Here is a 17,473-nt window from a genome sequence, read left to right as displayed (position 1 = left end):
TCGTGACGGAACCTTACCTCTCAGTACCTGGCGGAACGGCCGTCTCGAGCGACGCGCCGAGGGAGGCCGTCCCAGTGACCCCGGTGGTCACGGCCGGCCTCAGGGGTCACCGGACCCGGCGGCGGACGGCGTCCAGGACGCCGCCGATGACCGAGCGCCGGACCGAGCCACGGGGCACCACCCGGCCGGCGACGACGCGGCCACGAGCCAGGGCGCGGTACCCGCCCGACTCCTTGATCCCGGTCAGCTCCTGCACCGTCACCTCGAGCGCGGCGTGGGTGCGCGCCACCTCGTCGTGGAGCTGCGCCTCGAGCCGCTGGGCCTGCTCGGCCTCCGAACGCAGCTGCGCCACCTCGGCCCGCGCCTGGTCCCGCTCGGCGATCAGCGGTCCGAGCTTGGGCCGCAGCGGGGACATGGGGTGGTCCAGCAGCCCCGCGAGCTCACCCTCGGTGCGCTCGACCTCCGCTGCGAAGGCCTCGTCGTCGCGGCCGCAGCGCAGGAGCTCGGTCTGCAGCACGGCCTCGCGGTGCAGGGTCCGGGACAGCCGCTCCTCGTCGAGGTGCGTGTCGACCAGCGCGGCCAACTCGTCCAGGAGTGCCCGCCGGGACGGCCGGGTCTGCCAGGGGGTCGGCACGGTGGACAGCCGCTCGCACAACCAGATGAGGCCGCGTGCGACGACCTCGTCGACGGTCCACTCCGTGCTGCGCCACTCGTCGTCGATGTGGACCAGCCCGCCGTCCTCGTCGACCAGCAGGTTGTGCGGGACGAGGTCGACGGCCACGCCGTCGGGCTCCGCGGCCGAGGCCTCCACCAGCTCCCGCCACTCGGTCAGCGCGCGGCGGGTGAACTCCACGTCGCCCTTGGCGATCTCGTCGACGAGCGAGCTCCCGGGCAGGATCGGACCGGAGGTCACGCGGTGCGCGGGTCCGGCCGACTCACGCCGGTCCCCGAGCACGCTGCGCTCGAGCACCAGGCCGGTTCCGTCCTGACGGATGACGCTCTCGGTGGCCCGCCCGGGACGCCGTTCCGTCGTGTAGAAGGCGGCCCGCCGGTCGGTCGGCCAGAGGTCCTGCTGGCTGCCGTCGGGGGTGCCGACGACGACGAACGAGTTGCCGTGCTCCTTGCCCTGGCCGGCCGAGACCAGGGTGCGCCACAGCAGCTCCTCGTTCGGGCCGAAGTCCCGGGCGGTCTGCCAGTCGGGGCTCGGGAACCGCGGCAACCGACCGGCCAGCCCCGAGGGGTGGACCATGAGCTCGTCGGCGATGACGGCGCGGGTGAGCTTGTAGTCGGGGAACGCGCTGAAGAAGGTGGGGTCCATGCCGGCGCGCTGGAACAGGCTGCCCAGCGCCGCGCGGTCGAAGGTCCGTGCCGGGGAGCCGATCGGGTAGTCCTCGAGGGAGTCGTAGGCCCGGTCGCTGTGGTCCTCGGGTGAGCCCGCCAGGTACTTGACGCCGAGCTTGTTCTCGATGGCCAGCAGCAGCCGCCCTCCCGGCAGCAACCGGCGACGGATGTCGTCGAGGAACGCCAGATAGGGGGCCTCATCGGCCGTCCCGCCGCCCACGTACTCCAGCACGCCGATGACGACCACCAGGTCGTAGGCGGGCTCGTCCGGCAGGTCCGCGAGCTCACCGGTGAAGACGCGGGCCCCGGGGCGGTCGGCCAGCCGCGCGGCGGCCACGGCCGCGCGCGCCGGCACCGGCTCGAGTGCGTCCACGACGGCGCACTCCTCGGCCAGGTAACGGCTCATGGCGCCGCACCCGGCACCCACCTCGAGCACCCGGGTGGCCGCCCCGACCTCGAAGGCCCGCAGCACGTTCGCCCGCTGGCGGTCCAGGTGGTAGCGCTCGGCCCAGCCGACCGCCCGGGAGTGGAGCTCCTCGTTGAGGGACCCACGGTCCTCGCTGCCGCGCACCAGCTCCAGCAGCGCCTCCTCGGCGCCGTCCCGGTAGCCGGAACCGACGTCCCGGAGCAGCGTCGGGCTCCCCGACACCGCATCGGGACGTGCCTGCCGGATCGGCGTGGCGGTCTCGACGGCTACGGACGGAACGGTGGGGGGCATTGCGACCTCTGTCTTGAGGGGAGGAGGGCGTGGAAGCGTCACTCACCGGGACGTGGCACACAGCCGCGACGACGGCGAGCAGGCTACCCGCTCTGGCGCCATCGACCGTCCGGCGGTCAGGGGTGGACCCCGAAGGCGAGACCCTGAGGAAAGCGCACCCGGACGCCGGAGGCCAGCACCCGGTGCGCCCCGTGGGGTCACAGCGCCGGGCGGGACTGCTGTGGCGCCGGACGGCACGGTCCCGTGCTCGTGGCCCCAAATGCCCGGCCGGAGCTGATTACATACGCCGGGCCGCAGCGACACCGCCGGCCCCGGCGCGCACGCCGGACCGCGCCCCTGCGCCACACCCCGCCGGACGATGGAAAAGGGTCATGACGAGCACTGACACGCAGCGCAGAGCCGAGGCGGACCTGGATGGCAGCGCCGAGGCGAGGCAGCAGCACGACACGCCCGCCGCAGGGACTGGTCCCGACTCGACGGGGTCCCACGCCGCCAGGACCGGGGGCCGGTTCCTCGCCCGCGCGAGGAGCTCGATCGCCTGGTGGGGCGCGCTGGTGGTCACCTCCGCCCTGTTCGTCCTCCACATCGCGATCTACAACCCACTGTCGCCCGTGGACGAGATCCAGCACATCGACTACGTCCTGCACATGCTGGACGGGGACGCCGTCGGAGCCGGGGACACCTTCACCGAGGAGGGCCAGGACATCCTGGCCTGCCGGTGGATCGACACGGCGGCTCCCCTGGGCATGCCGTGCGGAGGACCGTACGACCTGAGCCGGATGCCGGGCGGTGGTTACGACACCGCCTACATCCACGCGCCGTTCTACTACGTCACCCCGGCGGTCGCCGCGCTCGCGGGCAGCGCACTGGGCGTCGACGGCGACCTGGTCAACGTCATGCGCTTCTCCTCCGTCCTGTGGTGGGCACTGTTCGTGGGGATCGCGTGGCGGCTCTTCCGTGAGCTGGGCGTGCACAAGTGGGTCGGCGCGGCCGGCATCCTGGTCCTGGCCGCCTCGCCGGTGATCCTGCAGACCTTCACCATCGTCAACAACGACGTCACGGCCCTGCCGGCCGGCGCGGCGCTGACCCTGGCGGCGCTGAGATGGGAACGGGGCCTGCTCGGACTCCGGTGGCTGGTGCTGATCGCGGCCGTCGCCGTGGCCATCAAGTCCACCAACGTGACGATGGTCATCGCGGTCGCGCTGTTCGTGCTCGCCCGACACTGGCAGGGCACGAACCCCCGTTCCTGGCGGGAGTGGCTGCCGTCCCGCAGGCCCCTGCTGGCCATCGTCGCCCTCGGGGTCACCTCCGCCGTCGTGGGGCTCGCCTGGACCGTCGTCCAGGCCCAGCTGCAGACCATGGACCCGCTGCTGGTCCCGCAGAACCAGTCGTTCTTCGCCCCCAGCTTCGAGCCGATGTGGCTGATCAGCTCCATGGACGCGTTCTTCACGCCGATCAACCCGGAGTTCTACGACTCGACCCTGGCCGGGGACACGGCCCGGCTCGTCGCGGTGCTGACCGACTACGGGTTGATCACGCTGACGATCCTCGGCGCCGTGATGGCCGCACGGGGCAGCCAGGTCCGCGCGCTGGCGTTCGCCCTGGGCGGCACGGCGCTGTTCGTCCCGATGCTGCTGATCATCGTGAACTACGAAGCGGTGAGCATCTTCGTCCTGATCACCTCCCGGTACGGCCTGTCGCTCGTCCCGGCCGCGCTCGCCATCGGGCTGACGTTCATCCGCCCCAAGCCGGCTCGCGTGGCCTTCGCTGCCGTGGCGGTCGCGTCGGTCGCCGGGATGGCCCACACGATGCTCACCTGACGCCGACGGCAGAGCCGTGATCCCCCGTCCGCCAGCGACGGGATCGGACGCCTGACCCTGCGGAGACCTCCGCGGAGCACCCAGCAGGGTGCTCCGCGGAGGTCTTCTCACGTTCCGGACCGCCGTGCAGGACGGAGCGTCCCCTGTGCGGTGTCGGTCCGCGGCGCTGAGCCCGTCGTCAGCGCTGGCGTGCACCCTGGCGACGAGGGCGCAGCCGGCGGTGGGTCACGGAGGTGGCCCGGAGGTGTTCCCCGGCACCAGGCGGCCGGCCCGCTGCCTGGCGCACTCAGCGCCGGCCCGGTGGACCAGAGCCCACCCCGGCCCGGACCGCGGTCTGCTGCACCGGACCGTCGGGGACGGCAGGAGAGCCGGGTCCCGGAAAGCGCGATGCCCGCTCCCCGCCGTCGGCGGGGAGCGGGCATCAGGCACCTGCACGATCAGGACGCGCCGGGCGGACCTCCCCGGCGGGAGCCACGTCCTCCGGCGCGCAGCTCGCGCGTCAGGCGGTCAACCGGACGCACCGGAGGACCGTGGGCGTCCCGCCCACGCCGGTGGAGTGTGCGGAGACACAGACCTCGTGCGGTCCGGCTGCCAGCGGCAGCCTGATCGCGAACCCGTGCGCAGCCCCGGCCTCGGGGTGCACCCGCCCCACGTCCGGGCGGGAGCCAGCGGCGGGGAACACCCCCTGGTCGACGCCGTCGATGGCCACCCGCACCTGCACGGTCTGGGTCGGCGCGTCCGGATCGAACGTCCAACCCTGGACCGCGACCTCACCGGGCGCGCCGACCGCGACGGAGTCCACCGACCCCATGGGCATGCGGTCGGTGACCGTCACCTGCGAGCAGTCGAGGAGGGGGTTGGTCCCGGCGAGACCGAGGTTGATGGCGAAGGTGCAGACCTGGTGCCGCCCCGTTCCGATGTCGAGGTACGTGTTGAAGCCGTGCGCTGCCCCGACCCCGGGGAACGCTGCGGCGATGTCCGGCCGGTGCCCGTCGGCCGTGAACGCACCGTGGTAGCGGCCGTCGACGTAGATGTGGACGTTCGCCGGCGCGGTCGGGACGCTGGGGTCGAACACCCAGCCCCCGACGCGGACCCGCCCGTCGCCCACCGGGGCAACGGCGTCCACCACACCTTCCGGGGCCTTGTACTGCAGGTCGGCCGCGGTGCAACCGATCACCGGGTTGGTCCCGGCGACACCGATGTTGATCCCGAACACGCAGATCTGGTTGCGTCCCGGGAACGAGGGGAGCGTCGCGTCGAAGCCGTGCGCCGTCCCCGCTCCCGAGTACGCCCGACCGATGTCCTCCCGCGTCCCGGTGGCGTCGATGGCCACACCCCGTCCGTTGACGTAGGCGTGCACCTGGATCGGTGCCGCGGGCATGCTCTCGTCCAGCGCCCACCCCTGGATGCGGATCTTCCCGTCCACGGTCTCGGCGATGGAGTCGACCGACCCGACGGGTGCGCGATAGGCGTACTCCCGGCAGGCGACGGTGCGGTTGTTCCCCGGGGCGACGCCGTCCACGGCGAAGACGCACAGGTCGGTCCTGCCCGAGAGCGGTCCCACGGTGATCCGGAACCCGGCGGCCGGTCCCGCCGCCGGGAACGCGGCCTGGACGTCAGGCCGGGGGACGTTCGGGGTGTGGGCCACGCCGCGCCCGTTCGTGTAGACGTGGACCTGGGGCGCGTTCCCGTCGGGGTCGTAGACCCACCCCGACAGCAGGATCGAGCCGTCGGGCTGCTCGGCCAGGACGTCCAGGGACATCTCCGGAGCGCGGTCGGTGAAGGTGACCGGACGGCAACCGAACTGGAAGTTCATCCCCTGACCGGCGAGGTTGTCCGCGATCAGGCAGACCTGGTGGGTGCCGTAGCTGAGCAGCCCGGACACCTCGAACCCGTGGTTCGGCCCCACGCCGTGCACCGAGCCCACGTCCGGGCGTGATCCGCCGGCCGAGGTCGAGGCCACCGTCGCGCCGTCCACCGTGGCACGCACCGTGACCGGCGAGTGCGGTGCGTCCGGGTCGAAGGCCCACCCCTTGGCGGTGAAGCCCGAGGCAGTCAGCGAGAGGTTGTCCGCGAGCCCCTTGGGGGTCGCGGCGGCGATCGCGTCACTCTGGGTGGACCCGAACCAGTCGGTGAAGTACAGCCAGAAGTTGCGGTTGCCGTAGGCGGAGCAGCCGTCGCCGGTGCCGTACCCGGCCCGCAGCGCGGCAGCGTTGGGCTGGTACGGGGTGTAGATGTAGAGGTTCGCCGTCGCCTGGTTCGCGATGGTGACCGGACCGGATCCGCAGGTGGCGGTCGGGCTCCACAGCACGTTCACCGTCCGACCGGCTCGGTAGGCGTAGTTGGCGGCGTTCGCCGTGTACCGCTGGTACTGCCGCGCAGCGCTGTACACCTGGTTGTGGAAGCCGAAGTAGGCCTCGTCGCACGGGGCCGTGTCCGGGCAGGCGAAGCCCATGGCCTTCTTGTAGCGGGTGGCGGTGAGGCCCGAGCCGGAGCCGAGCACCAGCCCCTGCTCCTTCTGCAGCATGACGAGCAGCACCTTGGGGTTGATGCTGCAGGAGATCGCCGTCTTGGCGATGATCGTCGCCGCCGACTCCCCGGGCGCGCCGGCGTAGCCGTTGCAGTAGACGTCCGCCGGCCGGTTGTTCGTGTCCTGCCGGTAGTCCTTCAGGCACGGCGAGCCATCGGCTCCCGGCTTGCAGTTCCCGACCTTGGCGTTGAGGAAGGTCTGCACGTCCCCCGCCGACATCGCGTAGCCGGCGAAGAAGACCTCGTCGCTGATGATGTTCCCTGCGTCGAACTGGCTCAGGTCCGCCACCCGGTCGAACGGCCACAGGTCGTCCGGTCGCGTTCCCTGCAGTGTGAGCAGGGACCCTGCCGTCACCAGGACGGCGAGCGCCACCACGACCCGGCGCACCAGCCTGCTCATCGGGTCGGCACCTCGACCGGCATGGGCTCAGAGGAGCCACGCGTGGTCTGCGACTCGTACGAGAGCGTGGCCTGCCACTCCCCTGCCTCGAGCCCGTCCCCGGGGATCGTGATGAGGCCACAGTTGGTCGTCGTCGCATCGGCCTCGCCGGTGCTCGTGCCGGTGACCTGCGTGGCGCCGCGGACGAGCTCCAGGGTGCACGTGCCACCGGACTCGATCACACCGGCGACGAACCCGGCGGCCTCCACCCGGCCCTCGGCGACGGCCCAGTCGGCGTAGGCCAGCCCGACCACGGCCGTCGTGAGCTCCGGCGCGTCGCTCCCCGGGGTGGTCGGAGTGGCACTGATCGGCGCCACGGGTGTGGTGCCGGCGTCCGCCCCCGCGGCCGGGTCGGGGTCCTCCGTGGGTACGGACGCCGTGGGTGCGGACTCCGTCGGGGCGGCGGCCGTCGGCCCGCTCGCGGCCGGGGCGGGGTCCGCCTCGCCTGTGGAGAGGGCCACGGCCACCACCGCGGCGGCCAGCACCGCGCCCAGCACGAGGAACACGCCCCGTCGCCTCGTCGTCGTCATCCCGATGCCCTTCGCCGCTCTGTGACACGGCCGCCCGACGGACGGCCGCACTGGAGGGTGCAGGGCACCCCCGCCTCGGCACGAACCGCCGCGCCGGGCGTCCGCATCTTTCTGTGTCTGATTAATTACTTTCGGTGATGAACCGAACCGATCAGACGGTGACCCGTTCACACCGCATGAGGGTCGGCGTCGTCCTGATGTCGGTGGACCGGGCGGAGACGCAGACCTCGCGCTGGCCGGGGGGAGCTGCCAGGTCGATCGAGAAGCCGTGCGCGGCGCCGGCTTCCGGGTACACCCGACCGACGTCGGGCCGGGACGCGTCGGCGGCGAAGCTGCCCTGGTCCACGCCGTCCACGGAGACCTGCACCGTCGTGCTCCTGGCCGGCGCATCCGGGTCGAACGCCCACCCGGACACCCGCAGCTGCCCGGCACCAGCGGCTGCGATCGAGTCCACCGATCCCACGGGCGGCCGGTCGTGGACCGTCACCGTCCGGCAGCCCATCAGCGGGTTGGTGCCGGCGGTCCCCAGGTTGATCGCGAACACGCAGACCGAGTGCTGCCCGGGAGCGAGGTCGAAGATCTCGCTGAAACCGTGCTGCGGACCCGCTCCGGGGAACGCCGAGGCGATGTCCGGGCGGGAGTTGGTGGCCTGCACCGCGCGCTGGTACTGCCCGTCCACGTAGAAGTGCACGCCGACCGGAGCCGCCGGGACGCTGCGGTCCACGGCCCAGCCACTGACCCGCAGCCGCCCGTCGCCCACGGGGGCATAGGCGTCGACCACGCCGTCCGGGGCCACGTACTCCGTGGAGACCGTCCGGCATCCGAGCAGGGGGTTCACCCCGCCGATCCCGACGTTGATCGCGAAGGCGCACACCCGGTTCGAGCCTGCGCCTGCGGGGAGGGTGGCGTCGAAGCCGTGCGCGTCACCCGCGCCGGGGAACGCCCTGCCGATGTCCGGTCGGGAGCCGCCGGCGCCGATCGCCGTGCCCCGACCGTTCACGTAGACGTGGACGTCCAGCGCGGTCTGCGCCGAGCTCTCGTCCATCGCCCAGCCGGTCACCCGCAGCTCGCCGGTGGTGGTCTCCACCACGTTGTCCAGCGAGCCCAACGGCTCCCGGTACCTGAGGTCACGGCAACCGTCGAAGACGTTGTTGCCCGCGGCCACGGTGTCGGCCACGAAGAGGCACAACCGGTGCCCCCCGGTCAGCGGTCCGACCGTGATCGCGAAACCCGCCGTCGGCCCGGCAGCCGGGAAGGCGGCCTGTACGTCAGGACGCGCGACCGTCGTCGTGTACGCGCGACCCCGGTCGTTGTCGTACAGCTGCAGCTCCGGAGGGGAGCCGTCCGGGTCGAAGGCCCACCCGCTGATCCGCACGGTGCCGTCTGCCTGTTCGGCGAACTGGTCCACCGAGAAGACGGGGGCCCGGTTGGTGAAGTTGACCTCTGCGCACCCGAGACGCACCGCCGACCCCGGCCCGGCACTGTTCTCGACGTACACGCACACGTCGTGGACGCCGTGGGACAGCAGGGCGGACACCCGGAAGCCATGGTTGGGGCCGACCCCGAAGGCTGCATCGACGTCCGGCCTCGCCTCGGTGACCGAGGTGCCGCTGACCTTGGCACCGTCGATGACCAAGCCGACCACGGCTCGGGAGGAGAGCGCGTCCGGCTCGTAGGCCCAGCCCGCTGCGGTGACCCCGCTCGGCGTGACGGCCAACGAGTCCACCGAACCCCGCGGGTCGTGTGCCATCGACGCAGCCACGAACGCCGCGGCCCGCGTGCGGATGTCGCCCAGCTTGGCGTATCCGGACTGCCCCGGACACGACGTGCTGCCCACGTCCCGGTGCCCGAAGACCGTCGGGACCCGGACACTCGTACCGGCGGCGAACTTGGCGGTGCCGCCACCCCCGGACACGAGGGTCGTGGTGCCGCGGGGGTCGACCCCGTAGAGGGAGAGCTTCCACGCCACCAGCGCTGCCACCGTGTCCACCACCGCCTCGCTCGGCGTGGTGGTCGAGTAGTCACCGAGCATGGAGACGCCGAACGTGCCGGTGTTGAAGCCTCCTGCGTGCGCACCGACCACCGGGCTGGCGATGCCGCGGGAGCCGCTGTAGCGCCCCTCCCATGCCCGGCCGAACTTGTCGACGATGACGTTGTAGCCGATGTCCCCCCAGCCCCGGCTGATGGTGTGGTACGCGTAGATCGCCCGCATGATCCCCGGCACCGCGTCGGCGGTGTAGCTGTTCTTGTCCGCCGTGTGGTGGATGGTCGCCGCCTTGATCGACGGCGCGTAACTCGGGTCCCAGGCGCGGATGGACTCATCCGCGCCCCACTGCGCGCGGGAGTAGACGGGGGGCATCGGCGTGGCCGCCTCGGCCTCGTCCAGCGCCCTGGACTCCGTGACCGCGGCGTCCGCGGGGCTGGTGCCCGGGTCGATCAGCTCGATCCGGACGTCCCGCGGGGAGCTCCCGTCCAGCGCCTGGACGATCACCTCCATCCCCGAGGCCGGGCCGGTGTAGTACGGCGCGGTGCCGTCCCGGACGCCGTCGCCGGGGTCGGTCTGCTCCGCGTCGTCCTTCTCCAGCCGGGTCCACGAGCCCCAGGAGCCGCCCTCGGCCCGCACCCGCACCTGGGCGACGACGTCGTCGACCGAGTCGTCCCGTTCCCAGGTCACCCCCACCGCGGAGAAGGGGGCGGACTCCGGCCGCGAGACCGTCAGGGCGGGCAGCCCGGGGACCTCCTCGCCGGTGGCCGGCGGGTCGATCTCCTCCGCGTCCCCGCCCTCAGCAGGCTGCCCGACCGCGGGGCTGCTGCCGGTGGGCTCGGCCGGTGCGGCCGGTGCGGCCGAGCCGGCCGGTGCGGCCGGTGCGGCCGGTGCGCCGCCGACGGTGTCCTCGGCGACCTCCGTCGAGTCGGTCGACGCCGCGAACGACCCGAGAGCGATGGTGTCCACCGACGGTGCGACGGGCTCGGGAGCTGGTCCCGGCGCGACGTAGACCGGCAGCACGATGAACGCACCGGTCATCGCGATGAATGCAGTCAGGCCCGCGGTGGTGCGGCGCACGAGGGGTCCTCCGATGAGCGACAGCGGTGGTCGACCCAGAGGTCAGACCGGTTCTCTGTCCATTCCATCGGCAGGACCCCGCGTGTACCTGCAGCACAAAGTGACGAAAAGTCGCCAGGACGTGAATCTTTCGAGCTGAGGCGCGCGCGACCGCGAGCCGTCGATCAGTCGCGGAACCCCTGCTGCATGGCCACGTCGAGCGCGTCACGCCAGGGACGGGCCGGGGTCAGCCCGGCCGCCCCCCACGCGGACCCGTCGAGCACCGAGTACGCCGGTCGCGGCGCCGGGCGGGGGAAGGCATCCGTGGTCGTCGGCTGCACCCGCTCCGGGACGGCACCCAACTCCTCGAACACGGCGCGGGCCAGGCCGAACCAGCTGACCTGCCCGCTGTTCGTGTAGTGCAGCACCGGCGGGACGGCGCCGGCCCGCTCCCCCAGCTCGACGAGGCCCGCGGCGAGGTCGGCCGACCACGTCGGCGAGCCGACCTGGTCGTCGACGACCGAGAGGGTCTCGCGCTGAGCCTCCAGGTTGGTCATCGTGCGGACGAAGTTCCCACCGTGCCGGCCGTACACCCAGGCGGTGCGGACCACGGTCGCGTCGTCCCCGACCGCGGCGATCGCCTGCTCGCCGGCCAGCTTGGTGCGGCCGTACGCCGACCGAGGAGCCGTGGGCGCGTCCACCCGGTAGGGCTCGGTGGCCGAGCCGTCGAAGACGTAGTCGGTGGAGACGTGCACCAGCCGCCCCCGGCCGGCCATCTCCTCGGCCAGCCACCCCGGCGCCGCGCCGTTGACGACCTGGGCGGTGGCCTCGTCGGTCTCGGCTGCGTCGACCGCCGTGTAGGCGGCGGCGTTCAGCAGCACCGGCCGGGAACCGGCGGACCGGTCCAGCCAGTCGCGGACGGTCGCCCGGACGGAGGCCTCGTCGGTGAGGTCGACCTCGGCCCGGCCGACGGCCGTCACCTGGTCGTCCGGCCGCCCGGCGAGCACCTCGAGCAGGTCGTGGCCCAGCTGCCCGCGGGCGCCGGTGACCAGCCAACTGATCGGCGAGACGGTGCTCATGCGCGCGCGGTCGCCGCGGCCGCCTTGAGCGGCTCCCACCAGGCGCGGTTGTCCCGGTACCACTGCACGGTGAGGGCGAGCCCGTCCTCGAAGGACATCCGGGGGGCGTAGCCGAGCGCGCCGGTCTTCGAGTAGTCGACCGAGTAGCGCAGGTCGTGACCGCCACCGCGCGGGTCGACGATGTGCTCGACGGAGCTCCAGTCCCGCCCGGTCGCCTCCAGCAGCTTCTCGGTGAGCTCGCGGTTGGACAGCTCGCGGCCGCCGCCGATGTTGTAGTACTCGCCGGGCGCGCCCTTCTCCAGCACCAGCTGGATGCCACGGCAGTGGTCGTCGACGAACAGCCAGTCGCGGACGTTGGCACCCTCGCCGTACAGCGGCACCGTGAGCCCGTCGAGCAGGTTGGTGACGAACAGCGGGATGACCTTCTCCGGGAAGTGGTACGGCCCGTAGTTGTTGCTGCACCGGGTGATGGAGATGTTCATCCCGTAGGTCTTGGCGTAGGCGCGGGCGATGAGGTCGCTGCCGGCCTTGGACGCCGAGTACGGGGAGTTCGGCTCCAGGATGTGGTCCTCGACCCAGGAGCCCTCGTCGATGGAGCCGTAGACCTCGTCGGTGGAGACGTGCACGACCCGCCCCACCTCGGCCCGCAGCGCGGACTCGAACACCTGCTGCGAGCCCAGCACGTTGGTCAGCACGAAGTCGGCGGCGCCGGTGATCGACCGGTCGACGTGCGACTCGGCGGCGAAGTGGACGACCGCGTCGTGACCGGGGAGGGCGGCGTCGAGGTCCTCGGCCGAGCAGATGTCGCCCTGCACGAACCGGTACCGCGGGTTCTCCGCCACCGGAGCGAGGTTCGCGAGGTTCCCGGCGTAGGTCAGCTTGTCGAAGACCGTCACCTCGGCGTCCTCGAAGCCGGGGTAACCGCCGGAGAGCATGGTCCGCACGTAGTGCGAGCCGATGAAGCCGGCGCCGCCGGTGACCAGGATGCGCATCTGAGAAGAGCCCTTCGAGTGACTGGGCGGACAGGTGGTGTTGAGCAGTCTCGCAGAACTGCGTCGCTGCCCGGCGTGGACGTGTTCTGCACGTATCGTCGCCCGCACTCCGCCGCGAGACCTGAGGCGCGCTGAACGACCGAGGCCGGCGCCGCTACGTGAGGACATCTGTGAGCTACCACGACGACCGCACCGGGGCCTCCCGCCCGCTGCCGCCCCGGCTGGACCCGCGCGCCGGCCGTCCCTCGCGACCCGATGCCGCCGGGGACCCGGCCGGTTCCGGCCGCCGCCGACTCGCCGCCGGCGCCCGGGTGGTCGCCGGCCTGCTCTCGCTGGTCCTGCTGGGCACCAGCGGCTGGGGTTGGTACCTCGGCCGCGTCGCCGACGCCAGCGTCAACCGCACGAACGCCATCCCCACCTCGGGCAACGAGCAGACCGTGGACACCGGCGAGGCGATGAACCTGCTGCTCGTGGGCAACGACAGCCGCGCAGGCGCCACGGAGGAGGAGCTGGCCCTGCTCAACACCGAGGCCAACCCCGGGCTGAACACCGACACCATGATCCTGGCGCACGTCCCGGCCGACGGGTCCGCGGCGTCGTTCGTCTCCTTCCCGCGCGACTCCTACGTGGAGATCCCCGGCTACGGGTGGGACAAGCTGAACGCCGCCTACGCCTACGGCGGGATGGAGGCCCCGGACGGCGCTTCCGACGCCGCGGTGCAGGCGGCCGGTGCGCAGCTGCTGATCCAGACGATCAGCTCGCTGACCGGCCTGCGGATCGACCACTACGCCGAGGTCGACCTGCTGGGCTTCTTCAAGCTGTCCACCGTCGTCGGCGGCGTGGAGGTCAACCTCTGCGAACCGGCGAAGGACAGCTTCTCCGGCGTGGACCTGCCCGCCGGCGTGCAGACCATCAGCGGCGAGCAGGCGCTGGCCTTCGTGCGCCAGCGGCACGGCCTGCCGCGGGGCGACTTCGACCGCATCGTCCGGCAGCAGACGTTCATCGGCGGCATGATCCGCAAGATGCTCAGCGACAACGTGCTGCTGGACCTGGGCAAGCAGCGCGAGCTGGTCCAGGCCGCCGCTGACGCCCTGACCGTCGACCAGAACCTCGACCTGCTCCGGCTGGCACAGCAGATGCAGTCGGTCACCCCGGGCAGCATCGAATTCCAGACCGTCCCCTACGTCGGGACCGACCGGGACGAGCAGGACCGGTCGATCATCCGACTGGAGGACGAGGAGACCCTGCAGGCCTTCTTCGCCCAGCTCAGCGCAGAGCCCGCGCCGGCGGAGGAGGCGGCCGAGACCGAGGCACCCGCAGTGGTCAGCGCCGCCGACGTGGACGTGGAGGTCTACAACGGCTCCGGCATCTCCGGGCTGGCCGGCGACGCCGGCGAGGAGCTGACGGCGTCGGGCTTCCAGGTCACCGGGACGGCGAACGCCGACTCGATGGACTACGAGGTCACCGAGATCCGGCACGCCGCCGGGGACGAGGCGCTGGCGGCAGCGCTGGCCGCCCAGGTCCCCGGTGCGATCACCAAGGTCGTCGACGACGCGACCAGCGGCACCGTCCAGCTGGTGCTCGGCTCCGACTTCAACGGCGTGGGACAGGCCGTGACCGCCGCGCCCCCGGCGCCGGTGACGGAGGGCGCGGACGCCCGGACCGCCGCTGACACCGACTGCATCAACTGAGCCGACGCCGGCAGCCACGGCAGACGACGAGGGAGGTCCCACCCGATCGGGTGGGACCTCCCTCGTGCACGTGGGGCGTCCGGGGCTCAGATGGGCAGGCGGCGGAACAGCGCGCGCGGGGTGTGCCGCAGCCCGCTCATGACCCAGCGCATCGCGCCGGGCACCCAGACCGTGTGCCGGCCCTTGCGGATGCCGGTGACGATCGCCTCGGCAACCGCCTCCGGGGTGGTCGCCAGCGGCGCGTCGTCCAGGCCCTCGGTCATCTTGGACCGCACGAAGCCCGGCCGGACGACGAGCACGGAGACGCCTGTGCCGACCAGCGAGTCGGCCAGCCCGGAGTAGAAGGCGTCCAGCCCGGCCTTGGTGGAGCCGTAGACGAAGTTCGACGCCCGCGGTCGCTCACCGGCCACCGAGGAGAGCGCGACGATGACGCCGTGACCCTGCCGGCGCAGCTGGTTGGCCAGCTCGGTGCCGACCACCGTGGGCGCGACGTAGTTGACCTGGGCCAGCTGGGCCACGGCCGTCGCGTCCGTCCGCAGCTGGTCGGCCTCCCCCAGCAGCCCGAAGGCGACCACCGCGATGTCGATGTCACCCGCGGCAGCTGCCTCGGCGACCATCCGGCCCGGCGACGCCGGGTCGTCGGCGTCGAAGTCGACGACCTGCACCTGCGCGCCCGCGGCGGTGAGCTCCGCGGCGACAGCGCTGCGGCGTGGGGTGTCCCGCGCGGCGACGACCACCCGCAGCGGGCGCTCCGCGAGGTAGCGGTGCGCGGTGGCCACCGCGATGTCGGAGGTACCGCCGACGAGCAGCAGCGAACTGGGCGAACCGAGCGCGTCGATCACAGCGCGAGCCTCCTGGCCAGGTCGGAGGTGAAGACGCCGTCCGGGTCGACCTGCTTGCGCACGGCCCGGAAGTCGTCGAGGCGGTCGTACATCTTCTCGAAGGTCTCCGGGCGCACCCGGGAGTCCTTCGCCAGGTAGGTCCGGCCCTGTGCTGCGATGACGACCTCGTCGAGGGAGTCCAGCAGGCCGGCCAGCCCCTTCATCACCGGGATGTCCAGCGCCAGCGTCCAGCCGGGTGAGGGGTAGGACAGCATGCCCGGGTTGCCCGGGCCGAACCGCTTGAGGACGGCGAGGAAGGACGCCGTCCCGAAGGAGCTGAGCCGGTCCAGTACCTCACGCACGGCCTCCTCCTGCCCGAAGGGCAGGGTGACCTGGTACTGCACGAAGCCGCGGGGGCCGTAGATGCGGTTCCAGCTCCCCACGGCGTCCAGCGGGTGGAAGAACGTCGGGATGCTCTGCAGCTGGTCGCGCTTGAGCTTCGGGGCCTTGCGGTACCAGAGCTCGTTGAACGCCGCGACCGTGGCCAGGTTCAGCAGGCCGGGCGGGAAGACGTCGGGCACGGACGCCTTGACCGAGCCGTGGTACCTCAGCGGGTCGGACCGGCGCTTGGCCGGCAGTTCGTCCAGCTTCGCGAACCGGCCCCGGGTGACCACCGAGCGGCCCATCCGCTTGCCCTTGGCCAGGGTGTCGATCCAGGCCACCGAGTACTCGTAGAGGTGGTCGGTCTCGGCCAGCAGGGTCATCAGGGAGTCGAGGTCGGGCGTGCGGTCGGTGTCGACCAGACAGCGCGATGACTCGATCGCCTTCAGCTGCACCTGCGCCCGGAGGACGACGCCGGTCAGGCCCATGCCGCCGACGGTGGCCCAGAACAGGTCGGGGTCGGACTCCGGGCTGACCCGGCGGACCTGGCCGTCGGCGGTGAGCAGGTCCAACCACCGGACGTGAGAACCGAAGCTGCCGGCGACGTGGTGGTTCTTGCCGTGGATGTCCGCAGCGATGGCCCCGCCCACGGTCACCAGCCTGGTGCCCGGCGTCACCGGGACGAAGAAGCCCTGCGGCACGAACTGGTTCATCAGCTCGTCGAGGGAGATGCCGGCCTCGACGTCGACCAGTCCGGTCTCCAGGTCCGCGTGCAGGACCTGGGCGGAGGTGGTCATGTCGAGCACGGTGCCGCCGGCGTTCTGTGCGGCGTCGCCGTAGCTGCGGGCCAGGCCACGGGCCACGACACCGCGGCCGGTGGCGGCGAGCACGGCGGCGCGGACGTCGTCGTCACTGCTCACCGGGACCAGCGCCGCACGGGTGGGCGCGGTGCGGCCCCACCCGACCAGCGGGACGATCGAGGTGGCGGGGTCAGGCACCGAAGACCCCCAGGCCGACGGTCAGCACCCACAGGGCGCCGAGGACCAGCAGGACACGGTCGTGCATGACGATCTCCTCTGGGGCGCCGGCGGCGCCCTTGTCGACGTCCCGCGCGTACCGCAGGATCGCCATCACGAACGGAGCGATCGAGATGGTCGCCCAGGGCACGCCGTCCTGGGTCGCGGCCATCTCGAAGGCCCACAGGCAGTAGGCGGTGACGGCAACGCCGGCCGACAGGCTCCACACGAAGCGCAGGTAGCTGGCCGAGTACTCCTGCAGCGTCTTGCGCGTGGCTGCCTCATCGCCCACGAGGACGAGCTCGGAGTACCGCTTGCCGGCCACCATGAACAGCGAGCCGAAGGCGGCCACCAGCAGGAACCACTGCGAGAGGAGCAGACCCGCGGCGACGCCGCCGGCGATGCCGCGCAGCAGGAAGCCGGACGCCACCACGGCCAGGTCGATGACCGGCTGGTTCTTCAGCAACACGCAGTAGGCGAGCTGGATGACCACGTAGGTGCCCAGCACCCCGGCCAGTGCGGGCCGGGTCAGCAGGACCGCAGCCGTCAGGGCGACGGCGAAGAGCACCACGGCCAGCACCACGGCGAGCGGCCGGGGCACGAGGCCCGCGGCGATCGGGCGGTACCGCTTCCGCGGGTGCCGGCGGTCCTCCTCGACGTCGATCGAGTCGTTGACCAGGTAGACCCCGGACGCCGAGAGGCAGAACAGCAGGAAGGCCACCGCCGTCGGGCCCATGACGTCGGGGTTGAAGACCTCACCGGCAGCGAGCGGGGCGGCGAGCACCAGCCCGTTCTTGACCCACTGGCGAGGGCGCAGGGCGCGGACGACACCCCACGGTCGCGAACCCCGGAAGCCGGGGGTGCGCGGCGGCGGTGGGACCTTTGCCGGCCCGACGCTGTCCACCGCGGTGAGCGGGGCCGGAGCCGGAGCCGGCGGGTCGGTCACCGGGTTCGGGTCGGCCGATCGTGGTGCCGGGTCGACGGGGAGCGGGAGCACCGAGTTCGGCTCGACCTCGGTCGGCAGGCCGGGTGCCGTGGCGGGCCGAGGACTGTGTTCGGGCCGGACGGACATG

The 17,473-nt window shown here is 72.4% G+C and carries 11 protein-coding genes; 2 read left to right on the top strand and 9 right to left on the bottom strand.

Translation table 11 applies throughout. The features are described 5' to 3' along the window. Window positions 1-106: 106 nt before the first annotated feature. Window positions 107-2,059: a methyltransferase gene (locus tag O2W15_RS12935; protein WP_269179709.1), complete on the bottom strand. Its 1,953-nt coding sequence runs from the start codon at window positions 2,057-2,059 to the stop codon at window positions 107-109. A gap of 554 nt (window positions 2,060-2,613) precedes the next feature. Here O2W15_RS12935 and O2W15_RS12930 point away from each other — a divergent pair. Next, window positions 2,614-3,879, top strand: coding sequence for a glycosyltransferase family 39 protein (locus O2W15_RS12930; RefSeq protein ID WP_269179708.1), 1,266 nt, complete (start codon window positions 2,614-2,616; stop codon window positions 3,877-3,879). A 499-nt stretch (window positions 3,880-4,378) separates the two neighbouring features. Here the strand turns inward: O2W15_RS12930 and O2W15_RS12925 are convergent, their stop codons facing one another. The 5 genes from O2W15_RS12925 to rfbB form a co-directional block, all read right to left on the bottom strand. Continuing rightward, entirely contained in the window at window positions 4,379-6,808 is a 2,430-nt protein-coding gene (locus tag O2W15_RS12925; RefSeq protein WP_269179707.1) for a hypothetical protein, read from the bottom strand. After that, window positions 6,805-7,377: a hypothetical protein gene (locus O2W15_RS12920; RefSeq protein WP_269179706.1), complete on the bottom strand. Its 573-nt coding sequence runs from the start codon at window positions 7,375-7,377 to the stop codon at window positions 6,805-6,807. Before O2W15_RS12920 ends, O2W15_RS12925 begins: the two co-directional genes overlap by 4 nt. Window positions 7,378-7,528: 151 nt before the next feature. After that, complete coding sequence (locus O2W15_RS12915; protein ID WP_269179705.1) at window positions 7,529-10,441, bottom strand: N-acetylmuramoyl-L-alanine amidase; 2,913 nt, start codon at window positions 10,439-10,441, stop codon at window positions 7,529-7,531. Between the two features lie 164 nt (window positions 10,442-10,605). Continuing rightward, on the bottom strand, window positions 10,606-11,499 hold the full coding sequence (gene rfbD / locus O2W15_RS12910) for a dTDP-4-dehydrorhamnose reductase (protein WP_269179704.1): 894 nt from the start codon (window positions 11,497-11,499) through the stop codon (window positions 10,606-10,608). Then, window positions 11,496-12,491, bottom strand: a complete 996-nt coding sequence (gene rfbB, locus O2W15_RS12905) for a dTDP-glucose 4,6-dehydratase (protein WP_269164510.1) — start codon at window positions 12,489-12,491, stop codon at window positions 11,496-11,498. Before rfbB ends, rfbD begins: the two co-directional genes overlap by 4 nt. Window positions 12,492-12,661: 170 nt before the next feature. Between rfbB and O2W15_RS12900 the strand changes: the two genes are divergently transcribed. Then, window positions 12,662-14,182 carry an LCP family protein gene (locus tag O2W15_RS12900; RefSeq protein ID WP_269179703.1) on the top strand — a complete coding sequence of 507 codons (1,521 nt, stop codon included), beginning with the start codon at window positions 12,662-12,664 and terminating at the stop codon, window positions 14,180-14,182. Between the two features lie 86 nt (window positions 14,183-14,268). Here O2W15_RS12900 and O2W15_RS12895 read toward each other — a convergent pair whose 3' ends face one another. The 3 genes from O2W15_RS12895 to O2W15_RS12885 are packed head-to-tail and all read right to left on the bottom strand — an operon-like array spanning window position 14,269 to window position 17,472. Beyond that, the gene (locus O2W15_RS12895) at window positions 14,269-15,024 is read right to left on the bottom strand and encodes a decaprenylphospho-beta-D-erythro-pentofuranosid-2-ulose 2-reductase (protein WP_269179702.1); all 756 of its coding nucleotides are present in this window, start codon (window positions 15,022-15,024) and stop codon (window positions 14,269-14,271) included. After that, window positions 15,021-16,382: an FAD-binding oxidoreductase gene (locus O2W15_RS12890; protein WP_269179701.1), complete on the bottom strand. Its 1,362-nt coding sequence runs from the start codon at window positions 16,380-16,382 to the stop codon at window positions 15,021-15,023. The genes O2W15_RS12895 and O2W15_RS12890 overlap by 4 nt, the downstream gene beginning before the upstream one ends. Further along, window positions 16,375-17,472, bottom strand: a complete 1,098-nt coding sequence (locus tag O2W15_RS12885; RefSeq protein WP_269179700.1) for a decaprenyl-phosphate phosphoribosyltransferase — start codon at window positions 17,470-17,472, stop codon at window positions 16,375-16,377. The genes O2W15_RS12890 and O2W15_RS12885 overlap by 8 nt, the downstream gene beginning before the upstream one ends. Window position 17,473 lies beyond the last annotated feature (1 nt).

Source organism: Modestobacter sp. VKM Ac-2979 (assembly GCF_026967995.1).
Lineage (GTDB): Bacteria > Actinomycetota > Actinomycetes > Mycobacteriales > Geodermatophilaceae > Modestobacter.
The sequence above is the reverse complement of the archived record's forward strand: the minus strand, read 5'-3'. Positions and strand labels throughout refer to the sequence as shown.